The 13,003-nt window shown below is 64.8% G+C and carries 10 protein-coding genes; 3 read left to right on the top strand and 7 right to left on the bottom strand.

Translation table 11 applies throughout. The annotated features are described in order from the left end of the window. Nucleotides 1–149: 149 nt before the first annotated feature. Nucleotides 150–2,888, top strand: a complete 2,739-nt coding sequence (mutS, locus tag IVB01_RS07010; RefSeq protein WP_247494325.1) for a DNA mismatch repair protein MutS — start codon at nt 150–152, stop codon at nt 2,886–2,888. Between the two features lie 106 nt (nt 2,889–2,994). Here the strand turns inward: mutS and IVB01_RS07015 are convergent, their stop codons facing one another. From IVB01_RS07015 to IVB01_RS07035, 5 genes are all read right to left on the bottom strand, one after another. Then, nucleotides 2,995–3,792 (bottom strand): hypothetical protein, encoded by a 798-nt coding sequence (locus IVB01_RS07015; protein WP_247281976.1) that lies wholly within the window; start codon nt 3,790–3,792, stop codon nt 2,995–2,997. A 167-nt stretch (nt 3,793–3,959) separates the two neighbouring features. Further along, nucleotides 3,960–4,469 (bottom strand): OsmC family protein, encoded by a 510-nt coding sequence (locus IVB01_RS07020; RefSeq protein ID WP_247281977.1) that lies wholly within the window; start codon nt 4,467–4,469, stop codon nt 3,960–3,962. Between the two features lie 54 nt (nt 4,470–4,523). Further along, entirely contained in the window at nt 4,524–5,309 is a 786-nt protein-coding gene (locus IVB01_RS07025) for an ABC transporter ATP-binding protein (RefSeq protein WP_247281978.1), read from the bottom strand. Between the two features lie 4 nt (nt 5,310–5,313). Next, nucleotides 5,314–6,159, bottom strand: a complete 846-nt coding sequence (locus IVB01_RS07030; RefSeq protein WP_247282056.1) for an ABC transporter permease — start codon at nt 6,157–6,159, stop codon at nt 5,314–5,316. Between the two features lie 40 nt (nt 6,160–6,199). After that, nucleotides 6,200–7,171: an aliphatic sulfonate ABC transporter substrate-binding protein gene (locus IVB01_RS07035; RefSeq protein WP_247281979.1), complete on the bottom strand. Its 972-nt coding sequence runs from the start codon at nt 7,169–7,171 to the stop codon at nt 6,200–6,202. Nucleotides 7,172–7,358: 187 nt separating this feature from the next. Between IVB01_RS07035 and IVB01_RS07040 the strand changes: the two genes are divergently transcribed. Beyond that, nucleotides 7,359–10,148 carry a [protein-PII] uridylyltransferase gene (locus IVB01_RS07040; protein WP_247281980.1) on the top strand — a complete coding sequence of 930 codons (2,790 nt, stop codon included), beginning with the start codon at nt 7,359–7,361 and terminating at the stop codon, nt 10,146–10,148. Between the two features lie 47 nt (nt 10,149–10,195). On the opposite strand, the gene IVB01_RS07045 is transcribed toward IVB01_RS07040, so the two are convergent. Beyond that, nucleotides 10,196–10,726 carry a methylated-DNA--[protein]-cysteine S-methyltransferase gene (locus tag IVB01_RS07045; RefSeq protein WP_247281981.1) on the bottom strand — a complete coding sequence of 177 codons (531 nt, stop codon included), beginning with the start codon at nt 10,724–10,726 and terminating at the stop codon, nt 10,196–10,198. A 357-nt stretch (nt 10,727–11,083) separates the two neighbouring features. On the opposite strand from IVB01_RS07045, the gene IVB01_RS07050 reads away from it, so the two are divergent. Next, entirely contained in the window at nt 11,084–12,310 is a 1,227-nt protein-coding gene (locus tag IVB01_RS07050) for an ABC transporter substrate-binding protein (RefSeq protein ID WP_247281982.1), read from the top strand. A gap of 116 nt (nt 12,311–12,426) precedes the next feature. Here the strand turns inward: IVB01_RS07050 and IVB01_RS07055 are convergent, their stop codons facing one another. Further along, nucleotides 12,427–12,852 carry a DUF1330 domain-containing protein gene (locus tag IVB01_RS07055; RefSeq protein ID WP_247281983.1) on the bottom strand — a complete coding sequence of 142 codons (426 nt, stop codon included), beginning with the start codon at nt 12,850–12,852 and terminating at the stop codon, nt 12,427–12,429. Nucleotides 12,853–13,003 lie beyond the last annotated feature (151 nt).

Here is a 13,003-nt window from a genome sequence, read left to right on the forward strand (position 1 = left end):
CCGCGGCAGGTCAATTGACGGTTTCGCGTGCGACTCGCAGGGGGCCAGCCGCCCGCAACGCATGCCGCGGTGCGGACAACGTGGAAAACCTCACCTGCCCGGCCAAAGCGATAGGACCGGGGAGCGAAATTTTGTAGGTTGCACCGCCCATGGCAATGCAACAGCCAATACCTGTACCGCCTCCCGACGACACGCCCGCGCCGCAGGCGGAAGCTGCCGCGCGTGTCACGCCCATGATGGAACAGTACCTCGAGATCAAGGCGGCGCATCAGGGCTTGCTGCTGTTCTACCGGATGGGCGATTTCTACGAATTGTTCTTCGAGGACGCCGAAATTGCCTCGAAGACGCTCGGCATCGTCTTGACCAAGCGCGGCAAGCATCAGGGCGCGGATATCCCGATGTGCGGCGTGCCGGTCGAACGCTCCGAGGATTATCTGCACCGCCTGATATCAGCCGGCCACCGGGTCGCTGTCTGCGAGCAGACCGAGGATCCCGCTGCGGCCAAGGCGCGCGGGAACAAGAGCGTGGTGCGCCGCGGCGTGGTGCGGCTGGTCACGCCGGGCACGCTGACCGAGGACACGCTGTTGGACGCGCGTGCGAACAACTACCTGCTGGCGATCGCGCGCGCCCGCTCCTCCGCCGGTGGCGACCGCTTCGGCCTTGCCTGGATCGACATCTCGACCGCCGAATTCATGGTGACGGAGTGCGGCGGCGGCGAGCTCGCCGCCACGCTGGCGCGCATCAATCCGAACGAGGCGATCGTCACCGACGCGCTCTATAACGACAGCGAGCTCGGACAGATGTTGCGCGAGCTGCCGGCGGTAACGCCGCTGACCCGCGACGTGTTCGACGGCGCCACCGCCGAGAAGCGGCTGTGCGACTATTTCGCTGTCGCCACAATGGATGGGCTGGCGCAGCTCACGCGTCTGGAAGCCACCGCTGCGGCCGCCGCCGTCACCTACGTCGACCGCACCCAGGTCGGCAAGCATCCGCCGCTGCCGCCGCCGGCGCGCGAAGCCTCGGGCGCAACCATGGCGATCGATCCGGCCACCCGCGCCAATCTCGAATTGACGCGCACGCTCGCCGGCGAACGCCGCGGCTCGCTGCTCGACGCGATCGACTGCACGGTGACCTCGGCCGGTTCGCGGCTGCTGGCGCAGCGACTGGCGGCGCCACTGACCGATGCGCTGGCGATCGCGCGGCGGCTCGATGCTGTCGGAACCTTCGTTACCGATTCCGCCGCGCGCGAAGACATCCGCAGCATTTTGCGCGGCGCGCCCGACATGTCACGGGCGCTGGCCCGTCTCTCGGTCGGCCGCGGCGGACCGCGCGACCTCGCCGGCATCCGCGACGGCATCATCGCCGCCGACCAGGTGCTGACGCGGCTGTCCGAGCTCGACCAGCCGCCGCAGGAGATCGTGGCGGTGATGGCGGCGCTGCAAAAGCCATCTCGCGCGCTGGCGACCGAGTTTGCCGGCGCGCTCGATGAGCAACTGCCATTGATCAAGCGCGACGGCGGCTTCGTGCGCCAGGCTTACGAGCCTGCGCTCGACGAAGCCCGCAACCTGCGCGATGCTTCGCGCCTGGTGGTGGCCTCGATGCAAGCCCGCTACGCCGACCAAACCGGCGTGAAGGCCCTGAAGATCCGGCACAACAATGTGCTCGGCTATTTCGTCGAGGTGACCGCGCAGCACGGCGACAAGCTGATGTCGCCGCCGCTGAATGCGACCTTCATTCATCGCCAGACGCTGGCGGGCCAGGTGCGCTTCACGACCTCGGAGCTGGGCGAGATGGAGGCCAAGATCGCCAATGCCGGCGACCGCGCGCTCGGGCTCGAGCTCGAGATCTTCGAGCGGCTCTGCGCCAAGGCGCTCGAGATCAGCGAAGACTTGCGCGCCGCCGCGCACGGCTTTGCGCTGCTCGATGTCGCGACGTCGCTGGCCAAGCTGGCGGTCGACGAGAATTACGTGCGGCCCGAGGTCGACACCTCGCTCGGCTTTGCGATCGAAGCCGGCCGCCATCCCGTGGTGGAGCAGGCGCTCAAGCGCAATGGCGAGCCGTTCATCGCCAATGCCTGCGACCTCTCGCCGGCACCCGGACAGAAGTCAGGCCAGCTCTGGCTGCTCACCGGTCCGAATATGGCAGGTAAATCCACATTCCTGCGCCAGAACGCACTGATCGCCCTGATGGCGCAGATCGGCAGTTTTGTGCCGGCCGCGCGGGCGAGGATCGGCATCGTCGATCGCCTGTTCTCGCGGGTCGGCGCGGCCGACGATCTCGCCCGCGGCCGCTCCACCTTCATGGTGGAGATGGTCGAGACCGCGGCGATCCTGAATCAGGCCGGCGAGCGCGCACTCGTGATCCTCGACGAGATTGGCCGCGGCACCGCGACCTTCGACGGCCTCTCGATCGCCTGGGCCGCGATCGAGCATCTGCACGAGAGCAATCGCTGCCGCACGCTGTTCGCCACGCATTATCACGAGCTGACGGCGCTCTCGGCAAAACTGCCGCGCATGTTCAACGCCACCGTGCGCGTGAAGGAATGGCAGGGCAATGTCGTGTTCCTGCACGAGGTGCTGCCGGGCTCGGCCGATCGCTCCTACGGCATTCAGGTGGCCAAGCTCGCCGGCCTGCCACCGGCCGTGATCACGCGAGCCAAATCGGTGCTGGCCAAGCTGGAGGCCCAGGACCGCGGCCAGACCGCCCGCGCCCTCGCCGACGATCTGCCGCTGTTCGCCGTGCCCTCGCGCGCCGCGGCGGAGGCCGCGCCGCCGAGCGAAGCGGAGCTTCTCATGGAAGCGGTGAAGGCGTTACATCCCGACGAGATGTCGCCGCGCGAGGCGCTGGATGCGCTGTATGCGTTGAAGGCCAAGCTGCCGAAGCAATAAGCACGCCGCGACCGCAATCGTCATTGCGAGCGGAGCGAAGCAATCCATTCTCTCTCCCCGCGATCGTCTGGATGCTTCGTCGCCTCGATCCTTGCAACGACGAAGGTTAGTGCGCCAGCCGCTTCCTTCGTCCATTCCACCACAGCGTCAGGTTCCACACGATGCAGGTGGCGAGCCCCATGCTGAGGCCTATCGCGGAGCCGAAGTTTGCGGCGCCGACATGCATCACGGCAATCGCCATACCGAAGCCGAGCAAGCCCCAGGCAGAATTGGCAAGCACCGCGGCGGTCGGCGGGCCACCGATGCGCGGATGCAGGATCACCATCATGCTGGTGAAGACGATCGGGTAGAGCGCGATGACGCCGGAGACGCGCGGGCCGACCCAGCCCGAGGTGGAAACCACGATGGCGACGAGCGTCGCCACCAAAGCGGCGCGGAACGGAATGTCGTACCAGCGACGCGTCACTAACGGCATCTTCACATGGCGGTACTTAGCGAGCAGCGGAATGCAGATTCCGAAGGCAATCAGGTTCACGGCGAGTCCGGCCGTCAAGGTCCAGTCGAACAGGCGGATGATGGAGGCCAGCACGATCCACACGGCGATCGCGCTGCCGGCACTCACCAGCAGATTGTGCCGCTGCGCCAGCACGACATAGCAGAGGCCAAGCACGATCGTCGCCGCGTTGACGGGAAGGCTCGACAGCGCCCCTTGCGCGATGAAGGCGGCGTCATGGTCGAGCGCGAGAAAGACATAGGAAGGACCCGCTGAGATCGGTAGCGTCGCCACCAGCGCACCGATCACTGGGCCGGAACGTTCGGTGATGATCGACGCCGTCACGACGAACGCCGCCGCGATCGCCATGCGCAGGAGAAGGAAAAGGATGAGGTGGAGATCGGGGGACATCTAGCGCGGGATGATTTTTGTTGAGGCGAATTATCCGCGGGTTCGTTCACCTCTCCCGGAGGGAGAGGTCGATTTGCACAGCACATCGGGTGACGGCTTCAGGTCCCCACGAGAGAACGCCCCTCACCCGCGCCGTCGGCGCAACCTCTCCCAATGGAAATGGGCAGCTACATCCGCTGCATCGACACCGACACCTTCGGGCCGTTCTTGATGGTCTGATAGACCACGCAATAGCGCTCGGTGAGCTTCAGCAACAGATCGAGCTTATCCTGCGGCGCGTCGGTGTCGACCTCGAAGCGCAGCCGGATCTCGGCGAAGCCGACCGGGGTCTCCTTATCGACGCCGAGCGTGCCGCGGAAATCGAGATCACCCTCGGCATAGACGTTGCCGGTCTTCAAGGGCACCTCGATCGCGGTCGCAACCGATTTCAGCGTGACGCCGGCGCAGGCGACCAGCGCTTCCAGCAACATGTCGCCGGAGCACAGCTCGAGGCCGGAGCCGCCGGTGGCCGGATGCAGGCCGGCCATCGCAATGGCGCGTCCGGTCTCGACCTTGCAGGCGATGCCTTCGCTGTCGGTCGAACCCTTCGCCTTCAGCGTGATCAGCGCGGCCTTCGGATCAGTCTTGTAGCGCTCCTTGATCGGGGCCTGCATCCGGCGCAATTGGGCAGCGTCCATGTTCGTTCTCTCCCGGAAGATTGCCCCTCGATGTACCGGCTTGGAGACGAATTGTCACCACCACATGGCCTGACCGGGACCCTGGGTTGCGTCACGGTCGGGCACGCTGCGGTCGAGTGAACGGTCGAGTGACGTCAGCACACTTCGCTTGAAGTTCTCGAACAGCGGCGAATTGCGGTCGCGCGGCCGACCCAGATTGATCTCGATCCGATCGAACAATCGGCCGGGCCGCGGCCGCATCACCAGCACGCGATCGGCCAGCACGACAGCTTCGTCGACGTCATGTGTGACGAGCATCAAGGTCGGCCGCGTATCGGCCCAGAGGTCGAGCAGATGATCCTGAAGGTCGCGACGGGTGAAGGCGTCAAGCGCCGAGAACGGCTCATCGAGCAGCAGCACCTCCGGCTGCGGCACCAGTGCGCGTGCGATCGCGACGCGCTGCGCCTGCCCGCCGGAGAGCTCGCGCGGCCAGGCCTGCGCCTTCTCGGTGAGCCGGACGCGTTCGAGCGCGCGCGCCACCTTCTCGCGCCGCTCGGCTGCGGGCAGATCGGCAAGTCCGAAGCCGATATTGTCAGCGACGCTGAGCCAGGGCAAAAGCCGCGGCTCCTGGAAGATGATGCCGATCTTGGCATGCGGCGAGGCGATCGCCTCATCGTCGAGCGTCACCGTCCCGGAGCTGGCGCGATCGAGGCCGGCGATGGCGCGCAGCAATGTTGATTTGCCGCAGCCGGAGCCGCCGATGATGGCGACGATCTCGCCTTGGTGGATCTCGGCGGAGAAGCGCGCCAGCGCCTCTACGCCGTTGGGATAGGTCTTGCTGACCCGGTGGAGCGCCAGCATCGCGTCACGCTCCCTTCGCGCGTCCGAAGGCATCCTGCCAGCGCAGGAAGGGCGCGGCCGCGACTTCGATCAGCCAGTCCGTGAGCTTGCCGAGAATGGCGAAGATCACGATGGCCGCGAGGATCTGTGCGGGCTTGCCAAGCTGCTGGCCGTCGAGCAGGAGGTAGCCTAGGCCTTCGGAGGCGCCGATCAGCTCGGCCGCCACCACGAACATCCAGCCCAGACCGAGGCCAACGCGCAATGACACGACATAGGCCGGCAGCACCGCGGGCAACAGGATGCGCCGGATCATGGCGGGCCCTGAGAGGCGGAAGGTGCGGCCGACCTCGACGATCTTGCGGTCGACCGCGAGGATCGCGCCCATCACGCCGAGATAGACCGGAAAGAACACGCCGACCGCGATCAGCGCGATCTTCGAGGTCTCGAAGATGCCGAGCCAGAGAATGAACAGCGGCACCCAGGCCAGTGAAGGGATCGCGCGCAGCGCCTGCACGGTCGGATCGAGCAGCCGCCGCGCCAGCGACCAATAGCCGGAGATGGCGCCTAACAGTGTGCCCGCGACCACGCCGAAGGCGAAGCCGAGAGCGACCCGCCACAGCGTCGCTGTGATGTGGCGCACCAGCTCGCCGGAGCGGGCGAGCTCGGTGATGTTGGCAAACACGCGCGAGGGCGGGGGCACCAGCCGTCCGTTGGACCAGCCGACCCAGACCACGAGCTCCCAGCCAAGCGCCAACGTCAGCGGCAGCAGCACACCCAGCACCGGCCGCGCGTAGCGGACGATGCGCGAAGGCGCAGCCGCGGTTTCGGCTGGCTCCGAGGATTGTTGCAGGACTGGCGCGTCGGAGATCATGGCCATAGCAAGCGCGTCTGGTCGGGGAATGCAAGGAGCCTCAATTCGTCGGCAGCGGAACCTGGTCGTCGATCAGGGCATCCAGCGTCGCCTTGACGTCGACCTTGGCGTCGACGACGCCTGCCTGCTGGAGCGCGAGACCCGCGGCGAGGATCGATTCGCGCTGGGGCGCGCCGATGCGGCTGTGGGTGAGCTCGGTGCGCTCCTTGAGCTGCTTGTCCACGACCGCCTCGGGCAGTTTTGTGACCGCGATGAAAGTCTTCTTCAGCTCGTCGTAATTCGCCAGCGAGTATTTCCGCGCTTCCTCGTAAACCGCGAGGACGCGGCGAGCAGTGTCCGGATAATCCTTCAGGAACTGCTCCCGCACATTGAGGATGCCCCAGGTATTGGCATCGGCCTTGCGGTAAAACAGCTTTGCGCCCTCTTCGACCTCGGCCTGCGCCATCATCGGATCGAGGCCAGCCCAAGCATCGACGTCGCCGCGGACCAGCGCGGTCTTGCCGTCGGCGTGCTGGAGCAGCACCGGCGTGATGTCCTTTTCCGTGAGACCCGCGCCAAGCAGTGCGCGAACCAGGAAGATGTGCGGATCAGTGCCGCGCGTCACCGCAACGCGCTTGCCCTTGAGATCGGCAACGCCAGCGATCTTGGAATCCTTTGATGTCACCAGCGCCGTCCATTCGGGACGCGAATAGACATAGATCGACTTGATCGGATTGCCGTTGATGCGGGCGACCAGCGCGGCGGAGCCCGCGGTCGAGCCGAAATCGATCGAGCCGGCGTTAAGGAATTCGAGCGCCTTGTTCGAGCCGGCCGACTGCACCCAGGTGATCGTGACCCCGTCCTTGGCGAACTCTTTCTCCAGCAGTCCCTTCTGCTTCAGGACCATCGACACCGGATTGTAGGTCGCCCAGTCGATGCGGATCTCCTTGAGCGGATCCGCCGCTCGTGCCGCAGGGGTCAATGCGAGCGCTACGGCTCCTGCCAACAGAATGCGTCGTGTAATCCTGGCCATGCCCAGCTCCTCCAAAATTTCATTGTTTTTCAAGGAGTTATTTCTAGAGGTCAACGAGAAAATCCGTCCCTTGCAGGCGCGCAGCCCGAGAACAGATTTACCCAAAGCCGCAGCTTTCCAGCATGGAACGACTATTGCCAGAGAATCGCGGGTGACAGCGCCTGCCGCCTCTTATATCCGGTGAGACATGGACAGCGTCGCGACTGAGCAGAAGCCCGAAACGGATGACCGCTTCGACAGCGCGCGGATCACCGCCGCGGTCGATGCGCTCGCCGAAAAGCACGAGGGCCGCGAGGACGCGTTCCGCACCGCCATGGCGCAATTGCTCAAGGCCGAGTTGATCGCGGCGCGCGCCGCCGCACAGGCGATCCTGCTCAGGGACCGCCACGGAAGGCGCTGCGCCGAGCGACTGTGCCACGTCCAGGACGAGATCATCCGCATCCTGTATTCGGCCGCGACCCGGCATCTCTACCGCTCACCAATCCCGAGCGGCGCCGAGCGCATGGCGGTGGTGGCGACCGGCGGCTATGGCCGCGGGCTGATGGCGCCGGAATCCGACATCGATCTGCTGTTCATCCTGCCCTACAAGCAGACCGCCTGGGGCGAGCAGGTCGCTGAAGCCATCCTCTACTGCCTCTGGGACATGGGACTGAAGGTCGGCCACGCCACGCGCTCGGTCGACGAGTCGATCCGGCAGGCGCGCGGCGACATGACGATCCGCACCGCGATCCTGGAGACGCGCTTCCTGACCGGCGACAAGCCGCTCTATGACGAATTGGTCGAGCGCTTCGACAAGGAGGTGGTGCAGGGCACCGCGTCCGAATTCGTCACCGCAAAACTCGCCGAGCGCGAGGAGCGGCATCGCCGCGGCGGCCAGTCGCGCTATCTTGTCGAACCGAATGTCAAGGACGGTAAGGGCGCCCTGCGCGACCTGCACACGCTGTTCTGGATCGCAAAATACGTCTATCGCGTCCGCGACACCGACGAGCTGGTCGAGCGCGGCGTGTTCGACGCGCAGGAATATCGCAGCTTCCGCCGCTGCGCCGATTTCCTCTGGTCGGTGCGCTGCAATCTGCATTTCTACTGCAATCGCGCCGAAGAGCGCCTCTCCTTCGACCTCCAGCGCGAGATCGCGGTCAGGCTCGGCTACACCTCGCATCCCGGCATGCAGGACGTCGAGCGCTTCATGAAACACTACTTCCTGGTCGCCAAGGAAGTCGGCAACCTCACCGCCATTCTCTGCGCCAAGCTCGAGGACCAGCAGGCCAAGCCCGCGCCGGTGCTGAGCCGGATGATGGCGCGGCTGCGGCCCAGCACCGTGAAGCGGCGCGTGCCTGACAGCGACGATTTCATCGTCGACAACAATCGCATCAACATCGCCGCGCCCGACGTCTTCAAGCACGATCCGGTCAATCTGATCCGCATTTTCCGCCTGGCGCAGAAGAACAACCTCGCCTTCCATCCGGATGCGATGCGCGGTGTGACGCGCTCGCTGGGCCTGATCAACGCGCAACTGCGCGAGAATCCCGAGGCCAACCGGCTGTTCATGGAGATCCTCATCTCCGACAATGCCGAGATCGTGCTGCGGCGGATGAACGAGACCGGCGTGCTCGGCCACTTCATTCGCGCCTTCGGCAAGATCGTCTCGATGATGCAGTTCAACATGTATCATCACTACACCGTCGACGAGCACCTGATCCGCTGCATCGGCTTCCTTCAGGACATCGAGCGCGGCGGCATCGAGGAGTTCGTGCTGGCCAGCGACCTGTTCCGCAAGATCAGGCCCGAGCACCGGCCTGTCATCTACATCGCGACGCTGCTGCACGACGTCGCCAAGGGCCGCCTCGAGGATCACTCCATTGCCGGCGCCAAGGTGGCGCGGCGGCTGTGCCCCCGGCTCGGCTTCAGCCCGGCCGATACCGAGCTCGTGGCCTGGCTGATCGAGGAGCATCTGACGATGTCCACGGTCGCGCAGTCGCGCGACCTCTCGGACCGCAAGACGATCGAGAATTTCGCCGCCGTGGTGCAGTCGGTTGAGCAGATGAAGCTGTTGACCATCCTGACAACCGCCGATATCCGCGGCGTCGGCCCGGGCGTGTGGAACGGCTGGAAGGCGCAGCTGCTGCGCTCGCTCTATTACGAGACCGAGCCGGTGCTCACCGGCGGCTTCTCGGAAGTCGACCGCGGAAAGCGCCTCGCCGTTGCGCACGCCGAATTCCGCATGGCCTTCGCCGAATGGCCGGCTGACGAGCTCGATGCCTATATCGGCCGGCACTATCCGGCCTATTGGCTCAAGGTCGAGCTGCCGCGAAAAATCCGCCATGCCCGCTTCGTCCGCTCCAGCGAGCAGGCCGGCCACAAACTCGCGATCAATGTCGGCTTCGACGAGATGCGTGGCGTCACCGAACTCACGATTTTCGCCGCCGACCATCCCTGGCTGCTCTCGATCATCGCCGGAGCCTGCGCCTCGGCCGGCGCCAACATCGTCGACGCCCAGATCTACACCACCACCGACGGCCGTGCGCTCGACACGATCTCGATCTCGCGGGAGTATGACCGCGACGAGGACGAGGGACGGCGCGCCACCCGGATCGGCGAGATGATCGAGGACGTGCTGGAAGGCAAGCTGCGCCTGCCGGAAGTGGTGGCGCGGCGCACCGTGCGCAGCAAGGCGAAGCCGTTCGTGATCGAGCCGGAAGTGACCATCAACAACCAATGGTCCGACCGCTACACCGTGATCGAGGTCTCCGGCCTCGACCGGCCCGGCCTGCTCTACGAGCTGACCACCGCGATCTCGAAGCTCAACCTCAACATCGCCTCGGCCCATGTCGCGACGTTCGGCGAGCGCGCGCGCGATGTGTTCTACGTCACCGACCTTCTGGGCGCACAGATCAACGCGCCGACCCGCCAGGCCGCGATCAAGAGCGCGCTGACCCATGTGATGGCCGGCGACAAGGCGGTGCAGCCGGCGGCGTGATCTCGTCTGTCGTTCCGGGGTGCCGCGGAATGACGAAAAGAAGAGACCTAAAGCTCCACCCCCTCGTGCCGCAGCAGCCAGCGCTTGCGCTCCAGCCCACCGCCGTATTTCACCAGCGACCCATCGGCGCCGATCAGGCGATGACACGGCAGCACCACACTGATCGGATTGGAGCCGTTGGCATGGCCAACGGCGCGAATGGCTTTGGGCATGCCTATCTTTGCCGCGAGTGCGCCGTAGCTCATCGCGGTCCCGGCGGGAATCCGCGCAAGTGCGGTCCAGACCTTCTGCTGGAACGACGTGCCGGCGGTGCGCCATGCGATGCACGAGAGCTGGCCAAGATCGCCTTCAAAATAGCCCGACAGCGCAGCCCGCATCTGCGTCGGCGCAGGCTGATTGCTCAGATCCACCACCCCATAATGCAGGCGCAACAGCTCGCGCATGCGGTGCTCGTAATCCGCCCAGTCGAGCGCGCGCAAGGCGCCATCGGCATCGGTGACGAGCAGGGCGATCCCGATCGGCGTCACCAGGCGATCGAGACCAAAGCGTTCAGGCGTTTTGGTTGGTCCAGCGGGCATTGCGGCACCATTGCATCGAAACACGCCGCCGGACTTGCCACGCCGGCCGTACTAACGTCCACCCGAAAGCTGACGCTTGGGGGGGCTCAACCTGATTTTGATTGCCAACCTCTGCGCTCTCGTCCACGGCAATCCCGCCTTAGCGTTCCAGACCAAGCCGTGCGTGATCGCGGCCGGCGGCGGTTGCGCTAGTGGCATTGTTCCTGGCCTAGTTTTTAGCGTGAGACGCTACGGCGCAGCGCCGTGATCCTTGCGCGGCGGCGAACGTTCCTCCACAATCTTCGGCAGCGATGGCGACCGTTGCATCAACGGACAAAGACCATCGATCGAAAATTCCGTCAGGAGGAACGAACCAACATGGACAATCGCAGAGCCTTCCTAGCTGCCACGGCGGCGCTCGCCTTCGCATTCTCCGCAAGCCAAGCCCTCGCCCAGAAGAAATACGACACCGGCGCGAGCGACACCGAGATCAAGATCGGCCAGACCGTTCCGTTCTCCGGTGCCTACTCGGTCTACGCCAATATCGGCAAGACCCAGGCCGCCTATTTCAAGATGATCAACGATCAGGGCGGCATCAACGGCCGCAAGATCAATCTGATCCAGTATGACGATGCCTATTCGCCGCCGAAGACGGTCGAGCAGGTGCGCAAGCTGGTCGAAGGCGACGAGGTGCTGTTCACCTTCCAGCTGATCGGCACCGCAGCCAATGCCGCCGTGCAAAAATATCTCAACGGCAAGAAGGTGCCGCAACTGCTGGCGTCCACCGGCGCCGCGCGCTTCAACGATCCGCAGAACTTTCCCTGGACCATTGCCTACAATCCGAACTACGTGTCCGAAGGAAGGATCTACGCCAAGTACATTCTCGCCAACCACCCCAACGCCAAGATCGGCGTGCTCTACCAGAACGACGACATGGGCCGCGACTATCTCGCGGGCCTCAAGAGCGGCCTGGGTGACAAGGCCGCCAGCATGATCGTCGGCGAGGTCTCCTACGAGGTCACCGATCCGACCGTTGACTCCCAGGTGGTCAAGCTGAAGTCGATGGGCGTCGACCTGTTCTATGACGCCTCGACGCCGAAATTCGCGGCGCAGGCGATCAAGAAGCTCGCCGACCTCGGCTGGTCTCCGGTGCATATCCTCGACATCAATGCGAGCCCGGTGTCGGCGACGCTGAAGCCGGCCGGCCTCGATATTTCCAAGGGCATCATCTCGACCAATTACGGCAAGGACCCCGGCGATCCCCAGTGGAAGGACGATCCGGGTGTGAAGGCCTTCTTCGCTTTCATGGACAAGTATTTCCCGGAAGGCGACAAGCTCAACACCGTGAACACCTATGCCTATTCGGTGGCGGAGCTCCTGGTCCAGGTGCTGAAGCAATGCGGCGACGACCTGACGCGTGAGAACGTCATGAAGCAGGTCGCCAACATCAAGGGCTATACGCCGAGCCTGGCGCTGCCCGGCATCAAGATCACCACCGGTCCCAACGACTACCGCGTCAACAAGCAGATGCAGATGATGAAATTCAACGGCGAACGCTGGGAGCTGTTCGGGCCGGTCATCGAGGACACGGGGCCGTCGGGCTAGGCTAAACGGTCATTCCGGGATGGCGCGCAAGCGCCAGACCCGGAATGTCGAGATTCTCAGGTGCGCAAGTGCGCACCATCATTCGATGCATTCGCATCGCCCCGGAATGACGGGGCCTACTCCGGTATCTCCCCAAAATTCTTCCCCACCGGCAACACCGCGTGTCGGATCAGGCGCGAATCCTCCACCGCTGCCTGCCTATGCTTCACGGCCTCGCGATAGACGGGATCGCGGATCATCTCGACGAAGGCTGAGACGCTCGGATATTCGGCGATGAAGCAATGGTCCCAGCGCTCCTCCTGGGGACCGATCAGCATCAGCTCGAATTTGCCTTGCCAGACGATGCGGCCGCCGAGGCGTTCGAACACCGGGCCGCTCTCGCGGCCATAGGCCGCATAGGCTTCGGCGCCGCTCGCCTTGCGGCCGTCCGGATAGGCTGCCTCTTTGCGTAGCCGCACCAGATTGAGCATGTGGATCGGGCCCGGGCGGTCGTTCTCCCGGAAATGCGCGAAGATCTCCTTGGTCGGATCGATATGGCCCATGCGAGTTTCCTTTTTCTTGATGCGAGCGATCCTAGCTCTGGCGCTCCAGAAGCGGAACTGCGGCCGGCGAATGCCGCACCTCCTAATTGCGCGTTAAGTTCTGGGTAACCGGGCCTTAAACAGCGACCGCTAGCGTGCGGCGGGGTGGGCT

Origin of the sequence: Bradyrhizobium sp. 164 (assembly GCF_023073715.1) — a bacterium.
In the GTDB taxonomy this organism is placed as follows: Bacteria; Pseudomonadota; Alphaproteobacteria; order Rhizobiales; family Xanthobacteraceae; genus Bradyrhizobium.

What these genes read in the sequence shown, in the direction of transcription:
- IVB01_RS07055 (WP_247281983.1), bottom strand. Translation starts at nt 12,852, where the DNA reads ATGGGCCATATCGATCCGACCAAGGAGATCTTCGCGCATTTCCGGGAG.
- IVB01_RS07045 (WP_247281981.1), bottom strand. Translation starts at nt 10,726, where the DNA reads ATGCCCGCTGGACCAACCAAAACGCCTGAACGCTTTGGTCTCGATCGC.
- IVB01_RS07020 (WP_247281977.1), bottom strand. Translation starts at nt 4,469, where the DNA reads ATGGACGCTGCCCAATTGCGCCGGATGCAGGCCCCGATCAAGGAGCGC.
- IVB01_RS07015 (WP_247281976.1), bottom strand. Translation starts at nt 3,792, where the DNA reads ATGTCCCCCGATCTCCACCTCATCCTTTTCCTTCTCCTGCGCATGGCG.
- IVB01_RS07025 (WP_247281978.1), bottom strand. Translation starts at nt 5,309, where the DNA reads ATGCTGGCGCTCCACCGGGTCAGCAAGACCTATCCCAACGGCGTAGAG.
- IVB01_RS07030 (WP_247282056.1), bottom strand. Translation starts at nt 6,159, where the DNA reads ATGATCTCCGACGCGCCAGTCCTGCAACAATCCTCGGAGCCAGCCGAA.
- mutS (WP_247494325.1), top strand. Translation starts at nt 150, where the DNA reads ATGGCAATGCAACAGCCAATACCTGTACCGCCTCCCGACGACACGCCC.
- IVB01_RS07035 (WP_247281979.1), bottom strand. Translation starts at nt 7,171, where the DNA reads ATGGCCAGGATTACACGACGCATTCTGTTGGCAGGAGCCGTAGCGCTC.
- IVB01_RS07050 (WP_247281982.1), top strand. Translation starts at nt 11,084, where the DNA reads ATGGACAATCGCAGAGCCTTCCTAGCTGCCACGGCGGCGCTCGCCTTC.
- IVB01_RS07040 (WP_247281980.1), top strand. Translation starts at nt 7,359, where the DNA reads ATGGACAGCGTCGCGACTGAGCAGAAGCCCGAAACGGATGACCGCTTC.